The following is a 13,712-nucleotide window of genomic DNA, read 5'->3' on the forward strand; positions in this document are numbered from 1 at the left end:
TCACTCCTTCCCAAACAGACCCGAAGGCCGCAGGATCAGAACCAGAATCATCACGATGAAGATGACCACTGCCGACGCCTCCGGCCAGTACGCCCTTGTGACGCCTTCCACCAGACCCAGCAGCAGGCCCGTCAGGATCGACCCGAGGATCGAACCCATGCCACCGATGACGACAACCGCGAAGACGACGATGATCAGGCTGCTGCCCATGATCGGGCTCACCTGGTAGATGGGTGCTGCAAGCACGCCGGCAAATCCGGCCAGCGCGACGCCAAGGCCATAGGTCAGCGTCACCAGCACCGACACATTGATGCCGAAGGTACGGGCGATGGCGGGGTTCTCCGTCGCAGCCCGCAGGTAAGACCCCAGCCGGGTCCTCTCGATCAGCGCCCAGGTTGACAGGCAAACCGCCAGCGATATGACGATCACCCACACGCGGTACTTCGGCAAGCGCATGAAGCCCATGTCAAACGTGCCGGCGAACTGGGGCGGCGCAGAAAACGCCATGCCGGCAGCGCCGAACCAGTAGCGCGCCAACCCTTCGATGATGTAGGCAAGCCCCAGCGTGAGCAGGATGCCGAACACGTGATCGATCCTGTAAAGCCTGCGCAGCATCGTACGTTCGAGTGCGCAACCGACCGCGCCGATCAGCAATGGGACAATGATCAGCGAGTACCAGTAGCTCACGCCGAGCTTGTCCAGCAGCAGCCATGCCAGCAGCGCACCCAGCATGTAAATCGCGCCGTGCACGAAGTTCACGATGTTGAGCATGCCGAAGATCACGGCAAGCCCGAGACTGAGCACGGCGTAGAAGCAACCGTTGACCAGCCCCACGACAATCTGCCCCATCAGGACAGGAAACGGCAATCCGAAGATCTCCACGGTCAGACCCCTAGCAACTCTTTGAGTGTTTCCTGCCGCGAAGCGATCTCCTCCGCCGGAATATGCGCGACGACTTCGCCATGCTCGATCACATAGAGCCGGTCCGCGAGATCCGAGGCAAACTCGAAGTCCTGCTCGACCAGCACGATGGTGTAGCCACGCGTCTTCAGTGTCTCGATCACCTCGCCAAGCTTCTCCACGATGACCGGTGCCAGGCCCTCCGAGATCTCGTCGAGGAACAGGATGTCGGCGCCCGTGCGAAGGATGCGCGCCATGGCCAGCATCTGCTGCTCGCCACCGGAAAGGCGCGTACCCTGACTCTTGCGTCGCTCCGCCAGGTTCGGGAAGAGCGCATAGATCTCGTCAAGTGACATGCCACCGGGTTTCAGAACCGGCGGCAGCATCAGGTTCTCCTCACAGCTCAACGACGAGTAGATGGCCCGCTCTTCCGGGCAGTAGCCGACACCGAGGCGGGCAATCTGGTGGGTCTGCAGGGGCATGACATCCCGCCCCTGGATCCTGACTTCGCCTGCGCGACGGGACGTGAGGCCAAGAATGGCGCGCAAGGTGGAAGTACGCCCCGCGCCATTGCGGCCCAGCAGTGACACGCATTCGCCCTTGTGGACTTCGATGTCGATGCCGTGCAGCACATGGGATTCGCCATACCATGCCTGGAGACCTTTCGCCTCCAGCGCTAGGGTGTTCGTCAATGGACACTCCTGTTGATTCTTGTTGGGCGCGTGCACATCGGCCTGCATATCAGCGCCGCTTCTTGCGCCCCATGTACGCTTCGATGACGTGCTCATTCGCGGATACTTCGGCATAGGTGCCGCTGGCCAGCTCCTTGCCACGTGCCAGCACCGTGATGCGGTCGCTGATGCCGGCCACTACTTTCATGTTGTGCTCGACCATGACAACGGTGCGTCCCGTCGCGAATGACTTGACCAGTCGCATGATGTGTTCGACGTCCTCATGCCCCATGCCCTGCGTCGGCTCGTCCAGCAGGATGACGCGCGGGTCCAGTGCGATCGTGGTCGCCAGCTCCAGCGCGCGCTTCTGCCCATAGGCGATCTCGACGGCCAGCCGGTCCGCCAAAGCGTCCAGGCGAACCATCCGCAGGATCTCCATGGCACGGCCGTTGTACCGGTCGAGAGACCGGCGGGCACGCCAGAAGTTAGGGTTACCGCCGTCGCGCTTCTGCAGCGCGATGCGTACGTTCTGCAGCACGGTGAGATGACCAAACACCGCCGAGATCTGGAAGGACCGCACCATGCCAAGATTGGCGATCTGTGCGGAGGACTTGCCCGTGATCTCCTTGCCATCCAGGAAAACCTGCCCGCGTGACGGCGTGATGAAACTGGTCAGCAGGTTGAAGAAGGTCGTCTTCCCAGCGCCATTGGGGCCGATGATCGCGTGGATGTCTCCCCTGCGAACTGACAGGGAAACGTCGTCGACGGCCGTGAACCCGTTGAAGTCCCTGCCCAACGCGCGGGCTTCGAGAATGATGTCGTTCTGCATGTCGGAGCTGATGCCGGTAACCCCGGCATCCGAGAGAGTCACTTTCTGACCAGCGGGCACTTGCTTTCGGAGAGCGGCTGGAACGCCTTGTCACCAGGCACGGTTTCGAGCACGGTGTAGTAGTCCCACGGCGCCTTGGACTCCTGCGGCTTCTTCACCTGGACGAGATACATGTCGTGCACCATCTTGCCGTCCTCACGCACCTTGCCGTTCTTTGCGAAGGCGTCCTGGATTGGCATGGTCTTGAGCTGCTTCATCACATCGCTGACGTCATCCGACTTCGCTTTCTCGATCGCGCGGAGATAGTTCAGGGTCGCCGAGTATTGCCCGGCCTGCAGCGCAGTCGGCATACGCTTGGTTTTCTCGAAGAACTTGCGTGCGAACTTGCGTGACGCCTCGTCGAGATCCCAGTAGAACGACTCCGCAAACATCATTCCACCCGCATCCTTGAGGCCGATGCTGTTGACGTCCACGATGCTCATCAGCATGGCGACCGCCTGCTGGCCACCTTCCACGAGACCGAACTCCCTGCCTTGCTTGATCGCGTTCTGGAGGTCGAGGCCCGCGGTAGCGATGGCCACAGCGTTCGCCTTGCTGGCTTGCGCCTTCAGGATGTAGGAAGAGAAATCGCTACCGGGAAACGGGTAACGCGACGAGCCCAGCACCTTGCCACCGGCAGCCTCGATGAACTGCTTGCCATCGTTCTCCAGGGAATGGCCGAACGCATAGTCCGCAGTCAGGTAGTACCAGTTCTTCGCCCCCTTGCGGACGATGGACTGGGTGCCCACCTTGGCCAGCGCGTATGTGTCGTAGACCCACTGCAGGTTGGTCGGCGTGCAGTCTTCACTGGAGATGCGGACCGCGCCGGCACCGGTCACGATCGACATGCGGTGCTTCGTCTCGGCGATCTTCATCGCAGCAAGCGCCACCGCGCTATTGCCAAGCTCGGTGACGACATCCACCTTGTCACGATCGAACCACTCGCGTACCCGCGCCGAACCGACATCGGCCTTGTTCTGGTGATCGGCGCTCACCATCTGCACCGGATATCCGAGCACCTTGCCACCGAACTCCTCGATCGCGATCTCGGTTGCGACGATGGAGCCACGGCCCACGTTATCCATGAACGGGCCATTGACGTCGGTGAGCACGCCGATCTTGACCACGCCATCGGAAATACGCGCACCGGCGCCTTGCGCGCCAGCTTGCAAGGAAATGGCGGCAAGCGCGGCGGCGAGCCCCACCTTTGCGTATGGGAACCGTTTCATGGAGTCTCCTCTTTTCTTCTGGTTGGCTGTTTGGTGGCTGTCCTGGTGGACGTAGAAGCTGTTTCACAATGAAGCGAAGCGGTTCTGGCTAGGCGTGGGGCCGCAGACAGCACAAGTAGTACGGCAAGGCCCCACAACGACGCCAGAATCGTTCTGAAACGGCTTCTTAGAGCCGGATCGGGTCAATGCCGTTGGACTCGGCCCAGTAGTCAGTCATGCAGGAGGTGTCCTGGCCGTCCTTGCCCGCATGGCGCGCAAGCTGGAACATGCTGCGTGCGAGGTTGCCCATCGGCAGCGAGATCCCGGCGGACTGGGCGGCCTGGCAGGCCAGCGTCAAGTCCTTGAAACCGAGCGCGATGTCGAATCCCGGTGTCAGATCGTTGCCCAGCACCTTGACCGGCCACTTCTCCTTGAGCTGACCGTTCGACGCCGTCGTGCCCGTCAGCACGTCAAACGTCTTGCGCGTTTCCAGGCCCAGCGCGTTGGCCAGCACCAGCGCTTCCGAGTTGAGCTGGCAGTAGCAAAGCACCATGAGGTTGTTGATCAGCTTCATGCGCGTGCCCGCACCTGGCGCACCGCAGTGCAGGACCGTGGTGCCCATCTTGAGCAGTACCGGCTCAAGTTCGGCCAGGTCGGCCTGCTCGGCCCCGAGCATGAACAGGGACTCTCCGCGGTCGGCATGCGCTGCCAGGCGGCCAACCGGTGCATCGGCAAAGCGCACGCCCTTCTCGTTCGCGGCACGGCGCAGGTCATCGACCGTATCGGTGTCGATGGTGCTCAGTTCGACCAGAAAGGCGCCTTTGCGCAGCCCCGCGAGCACACCGGCTTCACCAAGGATCACCTCGCGCGCCTGCTTGGGGCCGGGCAGCATCGTGAACACGATGTCGACGGCGGCCGCCAATGCCCGCGCATCGGTCGCCCGTGTCGCCCCCTGCGCGACCAGTTTTTCCATGGGTGCCGGCTGGATGTCCAGCACTGTCAGGTCCGCGCCATTGCGCAGCAAATGAGAGGCCAAGGCAAAGCCCATGCGGCCAAGCCCGATGAATCCGACTTTCACGTTGTGTTCCTCAAAGAGATTGAATGCGTTGCAACACGGGAAGCAGATGGCTCATGAAGGCCTGCGGCGCTTCGCTCATCGGGAAGTGGCCGAGCCCCGGCATGATCGCCAGCTCGGCGCCGGGAATCAGACGTGCCAATTCCTGGCTGTCTTCGGGTGTGCAGGAGTAGTCGTACTCGCCGGTGAGCAGAAACAGGGGACACTTCGCGGTGTCGATCTTCTGGACTTTCCCGCGCAGATCGCCCTCCCCCTTGTAGAAGTACAGGTCGCCCTTGAAGATGCCCGGGCCGCCTTGCATGTAGTGCCACAGGGTTTCCCAGCGGTCACGGCTGTCCGCGCCCGGGCCGATCAGTCCCGAAACGATGCCGGCGCATACCTCCCCACCGTGCACATCGGGCCGATGCAACCAGTCCTGCTCGTAGTAGGGGTCGACGTGCGCGCCGGACTGCAGTCCGATCAGCGCCTTGAAACGTTCGGGGCACGCCAGCGCCAGATGCAACACCACGCGCCCGCCGATGGAACAGCCCATGACGATCGGCTGATGGATTTCCATCGCATCCATGAACGCCACGATGGTCTCGACGTACAGCTCGCTTGTCAGACGATATTCATGAGTCTCCCATCCGGCCGGTGGCGACGACTTGCCGTGGTACGGCAGGTCAAAGCAGATCACCTGATGGTGCTCGGTCAATGCCGGCGAATTGAGCAACTCGCGGTACTGGCGCGTGTCGCTGCCCGCGGTATGAAGGCAGAGCAGAGGCTGCCCCGAGCCCGCGGTCTCGTAGTAGACGCGGCACATGCGGCCGGCGATTTCAAGATTGATGTAGCCGCCGACGACGGCTTCCCGCTTAGCGCGCATGGAGCTGACTCCCGAGTTGACTGATCAGGTCCTTGAAATAGAGAAGGTTGCTCATGAAGATGGCCTGATCGCCTTCGATCCTGAGCGTCTTGAACCTGACCATGGCCATGAGGTCATGGAAGCGCGGCTGCGGTGTTGGCGCCCAGAACCGGTTCCAGTCGTCGTCGCCGGCCACGAGCGCGAAGGTCCAACGCGGCATGACATGCGGGCCCGGCCTGATCTGTGTCACGCGGCCATCGCGAATCGTGACGACGTAATCGGTCTCGCCCCTTCTGAGCAGAAAGCTCATGTTGACGTACCGCCCCCTGTACGCCAGCCAGTCGCTGGCACTCATGGTTGTCTGATGGGTATCGTTCATTGGTTTTGTCTCCTGCCCCGGATTCTCCACAGACCGAAAAGAAGGAACAACCGACAATTTGTCCGGAAGGGATGACCTTTGCTCATGTCTGCGATGCACAAAGTGCAGGACCGACAGGCGCGGCAGCGATCCCGCACGATGGAGCCCGCGCATCACACGACGGCCGTCAATCGGATTGAATTCGTCGGATGACGGCATGGTGCGTCATGCACGCCGCGCGGAGACCTTCCCGGATGTGGGGCTGGTATGAGTATTTGTTCGGGCTGCTGACGAAAGTCGAAGTTCTCAGGCTTCGGGGCCGCGGGCACCATTCCGACGTCACACATCCCGAACAGACGCAGGAACACACATGGATTTCAAGCTCAGCGAGGAACATCAGGCTTTCGCGGACTCGGTTGCCCGTTTTGCGCAGGACAAACTCAAGGATGGCGCGCTGGCCCGGGCGCATTCGCCCCACTACCCGTGGGACACGGCGGCGCTGCTCGCCGAGCAGGGGCTGCTGGGCATCGCCTTCTCCGAAGACGATGGCGGCCAGGGCGGCACGCTGATGCACGCGGTGCTGGCGATCGAGCAAATCGCGCTGGTTTGCCCCAGGAGCGCCGACATCGTCCAGGCTGGCAACTTCGGCCCGATCCGGACGTTCGTGGAATACGCATCGCCCGAACAGAAGGCGCGATACCTGCCGGATCTTCTGGCTGGCCGCAAGGTGGTCTCGCTGGGCATGAGTGAACCCGATGCCGGGTCCGCCGTAACCGAGTTGAAAACCAGCGCGCGCCTCGACGGCGACAGCTACGTCATCAACGGCAGCAAGGTTTTCTCCACGCACAGCCCCGACGCCGAGCTGTTCCTGATCTATGTTCGCTTCGGCCCGGGCGTCGGTGGCATCGGCTCCGTGCTGGTCGAGCGCGGCACGCCCGGCTTCCAGGTCGGCGAGCCATCATCGTTCATGAACGGCGAGCAGTGGTCGCAACTCTACTTCGATGATTGCCGTATCCCGGTGGAAAACGTGCTGCTCGGACCGGGCGGGTTCAAGAAGCAGATTTCGGGGTTCAACGTTGAGCGTCTGGGCAACTCGTCACGCGCGCTGGCGCTGGGACGCCACGCGTTCAACGTGGCCCGGGAACATGCGATGACCCGCAAGCAGTTCGGCCGAGAGCTCTGCGAATTCCAGGGTATTCAATGGAAGTTCGCGGATATGGCCATGAAGCTGGAGCAGGCGCAGATGATGCTGTACCGCGCCGCACTCGAAGGCGAGCACGGACTGCCGAGCGCGCAGAGCACGGCCATGGCCAAGCTGGCCTGCAACATGGCTGGCTGGGAGGTCTCTAACGAAGCGCTGCAGGTGATGGGCGGCATGGGCTTCAGCCAGGAATCTCTCGTGGAGTACTGCGTGCGGCGGACGCGCGGCTGGATGATCGCCGGCGGCTCCATCGAAATCCTGAAGAACCGCATCGCGGAAGGCGTCTTCGGCAGGACGTTCTCGCAGCGCCCGACCAACGGCTGACACTCGGCTGACACTCGGCGCTTGGCAAGCGGGGCCGGGGTGAATCCCGGCCTCCGTCATCCCCCTTCGTGCGTGCGCTCTCCGCCACGCACGTGATCCGTGGCACGCGCAACTGGCGCGCCCACCGGCAGTCGACCACCATTGGTGGTATCATCGGCGCTCCCTGCCATACGCCGGCATCGCCCGGCGTCAAGGCTGCGGCCGCAAGACATCACATTCATAGAAGAACACGAGCGGCCTGTCGGGCGTACACCCGATTCATTCTGGGTGACAGACATCGCCCGCAAACTACCTGACCGGCGGCACGTCCGCTCCGCGACTGTCGCGCCTGTACTGGCGCCTCAGTCCGCGTAAGCACGGTCTACCTCACGCCAGTTTTCCGCCTGCGCCTATGCGCGAAGCGGCACTGATTTATCCAATGGCTGTCGACAGCCGGCAAGCGCGCGCACATGTGAAGTGGCGACAGAAGAAGCTTGCCGGGCCGAGCGCCACTGAACAGGACCAATTTGAGTACGAGCACCACCCCATTTACCGTTTCCGTGTACCCGATCCAGCAAGAGCCGGGCGTATGGTTTGCCAACTACATGATCTCGGAGTACAGGAACGGCGCCGAGCGTGTCGTCGCCAACGTCTCCATGCGGCACGCCACGCATTGCTCGGAAGCCAAGGCCAAGCAGGCCGCCCGACAGGCGGGCAAGAGCGCCGCAGCCCGGCTGCAACGTTCCGCGCAACGACGCGCGCCATCGGGTCAGGCGTGACGCAAGGCCCACTCCGGGCACCCTCTCAACGGCGCGATGCCTGCCTTACGCAGGTGCCCGTGCTGCCCACCATCCAATCCGCATACAGGAGAGCAAGCAAGACATGCCAAACAACGAAGAATGGGAAGAACTCCACCTGACCCCGGCCGGATGGATTGCCGGCAGTTACCGGCACACGCCGTGGCAGCCGGTTGCCGTGACGCCACCGGATGCTGCCGTATTGACGGTACGCCGCCACGTGACCGCTACCTATGGCGGCCCATCGCGCGCCATCGAGGATCGCACGCCGCAAACGCAGGACATGGCACTGATCGAGTCATTGCTGACGCGTTACGGCAGCCCGGAATTCGGCATCTAAGCCAGCTGCGCCACAGGCGGTGCGACAATCCGCCGCCTGCGAATCACACACTCAAACTCACACTCAGCCCAGCGGACGATGCCGTAGCCCGCCCGTGGGCGCGCCCGCCCCAACGGGCCTGAGTTCGCCGTCCCAAGGCTCGGCGTCCAGATCCAGCGCGGTGTCGCCTTCCTTGGTTTTCTCGTAGAGGTGGTCCCGGACGGCCTGCCCGATCGCCAGGCGGCATAGTGCCTCCGAGTTCGCTGCAATCTCGCCCTGAAGCGATCCCGCTCCGGTCACCACACCGAACGAACGCCTGCCATCACCGACAAAGCTGGTGAATCTGACGCCCGTGGGCTGGGCCGCATCCGCAAAGCTAACGGCCACGTGATAGGCAATTCCCTTGCCCTGGCCGGGTAACGTGCACAGAAAACTGGATGGCGCGGCGGTGTTCGTCATGCCTGAGATGTCCTCATGAGCTACGTTATCGTTCGTCTGAATACGACGGGAAGCTAGGACTATACCCGGGTCAGTTGACAATGCCAGTGACAGTGAGGCAGTTACAGGGTAACAACGGACTGACCGGTCACTTCTCCGTTGATGATTTCCTCGGCATAGCGCAGCACGGCGCGCCGGGCGGCACCTACGTTGTCCCAGGGCGTTGTGTCCAGGTGAAACGTGCGGGCCTGCGTGCTATCGGGATGTGCGCCCTCGCGGCAGATCACCACCGCCGCGTTGAAGGACCGATCCGGCCTGGGCTCCCCCCAGGCACGCGCCCCGTCGGTATGTCTGTAGACTAGAGGGTAAATGTCATACCCTTTGTAAGTGGCAGTCGGGTAAGCATCCATAGCGTACTCCTAAGCTTTTGCGGTATCTATTGCTCACTCTACTCTTCTTGCGAGGCCAGGCGTGACCTAATTTCACCCTGCGCGGCATTTCGAAGCTGCTGACTTGACTTGCGTCGGCCAGGTCCGATCGAGTCGCCCCCCGGGATCCGTCCGTACGTCTTCACGGAGGGCGGCCCCTAACAATCCGGACAAGTATCTGCCCGAGTCTTCGTGTAGAAGAAATTTGTCCCGCGACACCCAATACTCAACCCCCGAGGAGTGACCATGCACCGAGATCAACCTCCGCCGCGGAGGGTGCTGTCCACTCTCATCCGGCTGATTGCCGCCGTGCCGCTACCGATTGCGCACGCTACAGGCCGCGCTCTGGGGCGGCTTGTCTATGCCCTCCCGGGACGGTACCGACAGCACGTTCAGCAGAATACCGCCCAGGCTGGCTTTTCCGACCCGGCATTTGCCCGCCAGGCCGCAGGCGAAACCGGCGCCATGATGATCGAACTGGCACGCGTGTGGTATCGCGGCCCGGCCTGTCGCGATCAGGTGATTTGCGATGACTGGACAGTGATCGAGCAGACCCTGGCGGAAGGTCGCGGACTCATCATGCTGACACCGCACCTTGGATGCTTTGAACTGGCAGCCCGTTATGCCGCGGAGCGCATCTCGCTGACAGTCATGTTCCGGCCACACCGCAAGCCGATATTGCGGGACCTGCTTGAATCGGTACGTGCCACCTCGAGCCTGAAGACGGTACCCGCGACTTCCCAAGGCGTGCGCGCCTTCGTCCGCGCGCTGCGTCAGGGCGAAGCGGTTGGGCTATTGCCCGATCAGGCGCCCAAGGGTGAAGGCGTGTGGGTACCGTTCTTTGGCCGCAAGGCCTATACGATAACGCTGCCAGGAAAGCTCGCAGCGCAAACAGGAGCGCCGCTGATCGTTGCCGCAGGCGAGCGCCTGCCCGGTGGGCGTGGCTGGCGCATGCACGTGAAGCGCCTGTCGGGACCATTGCCGCAGACCGCCGAAGCGCAGGCAGCATGGATCAACGCCGAATTGGAAGAGATGATCAGGCGCTTTCCGCTGCAGTACCTGTGGGGGTACAACCGCTTCAAGGTCCCGTCCGGCGCTCCGGCACCCGATTCAGCCGTTGTCCCGGAACACGACGCCTCCGTTATCCAGGGTCCGCCAGCACCTCTCGCCCCTTGATGTACCCGGAGGGCGTCCGCGCGCGGCCTGCCACAGCGGTAACGCGCCCCCAAGACAAGACTCAAGCCATCACGGCAGGAAACGTGGCGCCCGCTTCTCCATGTTGGCGCGTACCGCCTCCGTCTGGTTGGGCGCGCCGATCAGCGCGTCCTGCTCGACGGACTCGGCCTGGAGAATTGCCAGCGCGTCGCCATCCTCGGTGACGCGCATCAGGCGTTTGCCCGCACGGATCGCGTCCGGGCTCTTCATGGCGATCTCGCGTGCGACGGCCATTGCCGCGGCCCTTGGATCTTCACACACGCGCGTGGCCAGCCCCAGTTCCACGGCCTCGGTACCGCTGATGATGCGTCCTGTGTAGATCAGTTCGTTCAGCACATCTGGCCGCACGAGCCCGCGCGTCAGCAACATGCCGCCCATGTCCGGCACCAGGCCCCACTTGATCTCCATGATCGAAAGCTTGGCATCGGCCGTCACATAGCGCAGGTCCGCGCCCAGCGCCACCTGGAGCCCACCGCCAAAGGCAGCGCCATGCACCGCGGCGATCACCGGCACGGGCAGTTCGCGCCAGACCGTGCAGGCGTATTGCGGGTGATTCGACATGCCATGCGTGCGCGGCGTCAGCCGGCCACGCTTGAGCGAGGGGTCGGTCCCTTCGCCCAGACTAGCCATGCGGCCCATGTCCAGTCCCGCGCAGAACGCCTTGCCTTCACCGGAAATCACGACAGCGCGCAGACCCGGCATCTCGGCCAGTTGCCGGCCCGTGTCGACCAATGCGTCGAACATCGCCTGGTCCAGCGCGTTCATCTTGTCGGGACGATTCAGGCGGACTTCGGCCACGCCTTCCTCGATGGTTACAACGATACGTTGGGAGTTGTCAGCAGTCATTCCAAGGGCTTCTCATTGATACAGCATGTTGCAGCGGTCGCATCCCGGATTTCGGTGACTGGCTTCCAGGGCGCGCCGGACATGGCACCGCGGACCAAAAAAATCCCGTCGGACACGCTCCACGCGTGCACTCCGACGGGGCTTTGGAAAACGTGTGCCGCGCGGTCAGAGCCTTTCGACGATCGTGACGTTGGCCATGCCACCGCCCTCGCACATGGTCTGCAAGCCATAGCGCTTGCCGCGCTGATGCAGCGCATGGACCAGCGTCGTCATCAGCTTGGTTCCCGAGCCACCCAGCGGATGGCCCAGTGCGATCGCGCCGCCGTTGACGTTCAGGCGCTCCGCGTCGGCGCCCAGCGCCTGCAGCCAGGCCAGGGGGACCGGCGCGAACGCCTCGTTGACCTCGTAGAGATCGATATCGTCGATCCGCATGCCGGCCCGCTTCAGCGCGCGCTCGGTAGCGGGCAGCGGGGCCTCCAGCATGACCACCGGATCATGTCCGAGCACGCTCATATGGTGGATGCGTGCCAGCGGCTTGACGCCCAGCATCTTCAACCCGCGTTCGTTGACAACCATGACGCCGCTCGCACCGTCGCAGATCTGGCTGGCAGTGGCCGCCGTGACGCTACCGCCTTCGGCGATCAGCTTTACCGAGGCGATGCCATCCAGCGTCGCGTCGAAACGAATGCCTTCGTCGATGGTGTGGAACTCGCCGAGATCGCTGCCGTCATTCATGCGCGCGGCCAGCGGCAGGATCTCCTGCTCGAAGCGCCCTGCCTTCGTGGCCGCGGCGGCGAGCTGATGGCTGCGCAGCGCATAGGCATCGAGCGCGGCCTTGTCGAGCTTGTACTTCTTCGCGATCATCTCCGCGCCGGTGAACTGGCTGAACTCCACGCCCGGATAGCGCGCCTGCATTTGCGGGCTGACATAGTGGCCCAGGCCGTTCTTTCGCGGCAGCGTGCTCGGGGTGCCCATCGGCACGCGGGACATGCTTTCCACGCCGGCGGCGATCACCACGTCCATGGTGCCCGACATCACGGCCTGCGCCGCGAAATGCAGCGCCTGCTGCGAAGATCCGCACTGGCGGTCGACCGAGGTAGCCGGCACCGATTCCGGCAGCTTCGAAGCCAAGACCGCGCCACGCGCGATGTTCGAGGACTGCTCGCCCGCCTGGCCGACGCAGCCCATGATGACGTCCTCCACCATGCTCGGGTCGGCCCCGCTGCGCTCGACAAGCGCGTTGAGCACCTGCCCCGCGAGGTCCGCGGGATGCCAGCCGGACAGGCGGCCATTGCGACGGCCGCCGGCGGTGCGGACGGCGGAAACGATATAGGCTTCGGACATGGTGTCTCCAGTGATGAGATGACAGGCTGGCGCCCGATCTACCGTCGGGCCGCCTCCCTGAAAGCAGGAATGCCGGTTAGCGCGCCGCCATGCGAATCGCGCCGTCCAGACGCACGGATTCGCCGTTGAAGTAGCGGTTGACGATCATGGTCTCGGCCAGTTGCGCATATTCGTCCGGATCGCCGAGCCGCTTCGGGAACGGCACCGACGCGGCCAGCGCGGACTTCACGTTGTCGGGCAGGCCCTGCATCAACGGCGTGTTGAACAGGCCAGGCATGATCGTGTTCACGCGGATGCCTTCGCTCATCAGGTCGCGTGCGATCGGCAGCGTCATGCCAGTGATCGCCGCCTTGGACGCACTGTAGGCCGCCTGGCCCATCTGCCCGTCCTCCGCCGCCACCGACGCCGTATTGATGATGGTGCCGCGTTCGCCGTCATCGAGCGGGTCCAGCGTCAGCATTCCGGCGGCGGACTTGGCAATGCAACTGAAGGTGCCCACCAGGTTGATCTGGATGATCCGGTTGAAGTTGGCCACAGGGAAGTGGCGGATTTCTCCCGTCGATTTGTCCCGGCCCGCCGTCTTGGCGGAGAAACCGGTGCCGGCACAGTTCACGAGCACGCGCTCCTGTCCATGTGCCGCGCGCGCCTTGGCAAATGCGGCGTCGACCTGCTCCTCGTTGGTCACGTCGACCTTGCAGAACACGCCACCAAGCTCGCGCGCCAGCGCTTCCCCCAGCTCCGCATTCAGATCGAACAGCGCCACCTTGACGCCGGCGCCGGCCAGGCGTCGCGCGGTGGCGGCACCCAGGCCGGAAGCGCCACCGGTGATGACCGCGGCAATGCTGGAATCGAGTTTCATTGCATATCCTTGCGTGAATGGAAGACTGCCGTCGCATCTGG

16 protein-coding genes are annotated in these 13,712 nt (G+C 63.3%); 4 read left to right on the forward strand and 12 right to left on the reverse strand.

The window, feature by feature from the left end; genetic code table 11:
• The 7 genes from K6G35_RS17670 to K6G35_RS17700 all read right to left on the reverse strand — a co-directional run bounded on the left by K6G35_RS17670 (position 1) and on the right by K6G35_RS17700 (position 5,942).
• Positions 1 to 882 (reverse strand): branched-chain amino acid ABC transporter permease, encoded by an 882-nt coding sequence (locus K6G35_RS17670; protein ID WP_008641317.1) that lies wholly within the window; start codon positions 880 to 882, stop codon positions 1 to 3.
• Positions 883 to 884: 2 nt separating this feature from the next.
• Complete coding sequence (locus tag K6G35_RS17675; protein WP_008641316.1) at positions 885 to 1,640, reverse strand: ABC transporter ATP-binding protein; 756 nt, start codon at positions 1,638 to 1,640, stop codon at positions 885 to 887.
• Position 1,641: 1 nt separating this feature from the next.
• The gene (locus tag K6G35_RS17680; protein WP_008641315.1) at positions 1,642 to 2,400 is read right to left on the reverse strand and encodes an ABC transporter ATP-binding protein; all 759 of its coding nucleotides are present in this window, start codon (positions 2,398 to 2,400) and stop codon (positions 1,642 to 1,644) included.
• Positions 2,401 to 2,438: 38 nt separating this feature from the next.
• Entirely contained in the window at positions 2,439 to 3,668 is a 1,230-nt protein-coding gene (locus tag K6G35_RS17685) for an ABC transporter substrate-binding protein (protein ID WP_008641314.1), read from the reverse strand.
• 166 nt (positions 3,669 to 3,834) lie between these two features.
• Positions 3,835 to 4,725 (reverse strand): NAD(P)-dependent oxidoreductase, encoded by an 891-nt coding sequence (locus K6G35_RS17690; protein WP_008641313.1) that lies wholly within the window; start codon positions 4,723 to 4,725, stop codon positions 3,835 to 3,837.
• A 10-nt stretch (positions 4,726 to 4,735) separates the two neighbouring features.
• Positions 4,736 to 5,584, reverse strand: coding sequence for an alpha/beta fold hydrolase (locus tag K6G35_RS17695; protein ID WP_008641312.1), 849 nt, complete (start codon positions 5,582 to 5,584; stop codon positions 4,736 to 4,738).
• Complete coding sequence (locus K6G35_RS17700; RefSeq protein WP_495676824.1) at positions 5,574 to 5,942, reverse strand: hypothetical protein; 369 nt, start codon at positions 5,940 to 5,942, stop codon at positions 5,574 to 5,576. Before K6G35_RS17700 ends, K6G35_RS17695 begins: the two co-directional genes overlap by 11 nt.
• Positions 5,943 to 6,291: 349 nt before the next feature.
• Between K6G35_RS17700 and K6G35_RS17705 the strand changes: the two genes are divergently transcribed.
• From K6G35_RS17705 to K6G35_RS17715, 3 genes are all read left to right on the forward strand, one after another.
• On the forward strand, positions 6,292 to 7,446 hold the full coding sequence (locus K6G35_RS17705) for an acyl-CoA dehydrogenase family protein (protein ID WP_008641310.1): 1,155 nt from the start codon (positions 6,292 to 6,294) through the stop codon (positions 7,444 to 7,446).
• A 506-nt stretch (positions 7,447 to 7,952) separates the two neighbouring features.
• Positions 7,953 to 8,204: a hypothetical protein gene (locus K6G35_RS17710; RefSeq protein ID WP_035880870.1), complete on the forward strand. Its 252-nt coding sequence runs from the start codon at positions 7,953 to 7,955 to the stop codon at positions 8,202 to 8,204.
• Between the two features lie 103 nt (positions 8,205 to 8,307).
• A complete protein-coding gene (locus K6G35_RS17715) occupies positions 8,308 to 8,562 on the forward strand; it encodes a hypothetical protein (RefSeq protein ID WP_008641308.1) in 255 nt (84 codons plus the stop codon).
• Between the two features lie 63 nt (positions 8,563 to 8,625).
• On the opposite strand, the gene K6G35_RS17720 is transcribed toward K6G35_RS17715, so the two are convergent.
• Both K6G35_RS17720 and K6G35_RS17725 read right to left on the reverse strand, forming a co-directional pair.
• A complete protein-coding gene (locus K6G35_RS17720; protein ID WP_008641307.1) occupies positions 8,626 to 9,000 on the reverse strand; it encodes a hypothetical protein in 375 nt (124 codons plus the stop codon).
• 101 nt (positions 9,001 to 9,101) lie between these two features.
• On the reverse strand, positions 9,102 to 9,389 hold the full coding sequence (locus tag K6G35_RS17725) for a hypothetical protein (protein ID WP_008641306.1): 288 nt from the start codon (positions 9,387 to 9,389) through the stop codon (positions 9,102 to 9,104).
• A gap of 294 nt (positions 9,390 to 9,683) precedes the next feature.
• Between K6G35_RS17725 and K6G35_RS17730 the strand changes: the two genes are divergently transcribed.
• Positions 9,684 to 10,583 (forward strand): lysophospholipid acyltransferase family protein, encoded by a 900-nt coding sequence (locus tag K6G35_RS17730; RefSeq protein ID WP_035880865.1) that lies wholly within the window; start codon positions 9,684 to 9,686, stop codon positions 10,581 to 10,583.
• Between the two features lie 69 nt (positions 10,584 to 10,652).
• On the opposite strand, the gene K6G35_RS17735 is transcribed toward K6G35_RS17730, so the two are convergent.
• The 3 genes from K6G35_RS17735 to K6G35_RS17745 form a co-directional block, all read right to left on the reverse strand.
• A complete protein-coding gene (locus tag K6G35_RS17735; RefSeq protein WP_008641304.1) occupies positions 10,653 to 11,468 on the reverse strand; it encodes a crotonase/enoyl-CoA hydratase family protein in 816 nt (271 codons plus the stop codon).
• A gap of 165 nt (positions 11,469 to 11,633) precedes the next feature.
• A complete protein-coding gene (locus K6G35_RS17740; protein ID WP_035880863.1) occupies positions 11,634 to 12,812 on the reverse strand; it encodes an acetyl-CoA C-acetyltransferase in 1,179 nt (392 codons plus the stop codon).
• 76 nt (positions 12,813 to 12,888) lie between these two features.
• Positions 12,889 to 13,671, reverse strand: coding sequence for an SDR family NAD(P)-dependent oxidoreductase (locus tag K6G35_RS17745; RefSeq protein ID WP_008641302.1), 783 nt, complete (start codon positions 13,669 to 13,671; stop codon positions 12,889 to 12,891).
• Positions 13,672 to 13,712 lie beyond the last annotated feature (41 nt).

The organism is Cupriavidus sp. HY129, assembly GCF_059492215.1.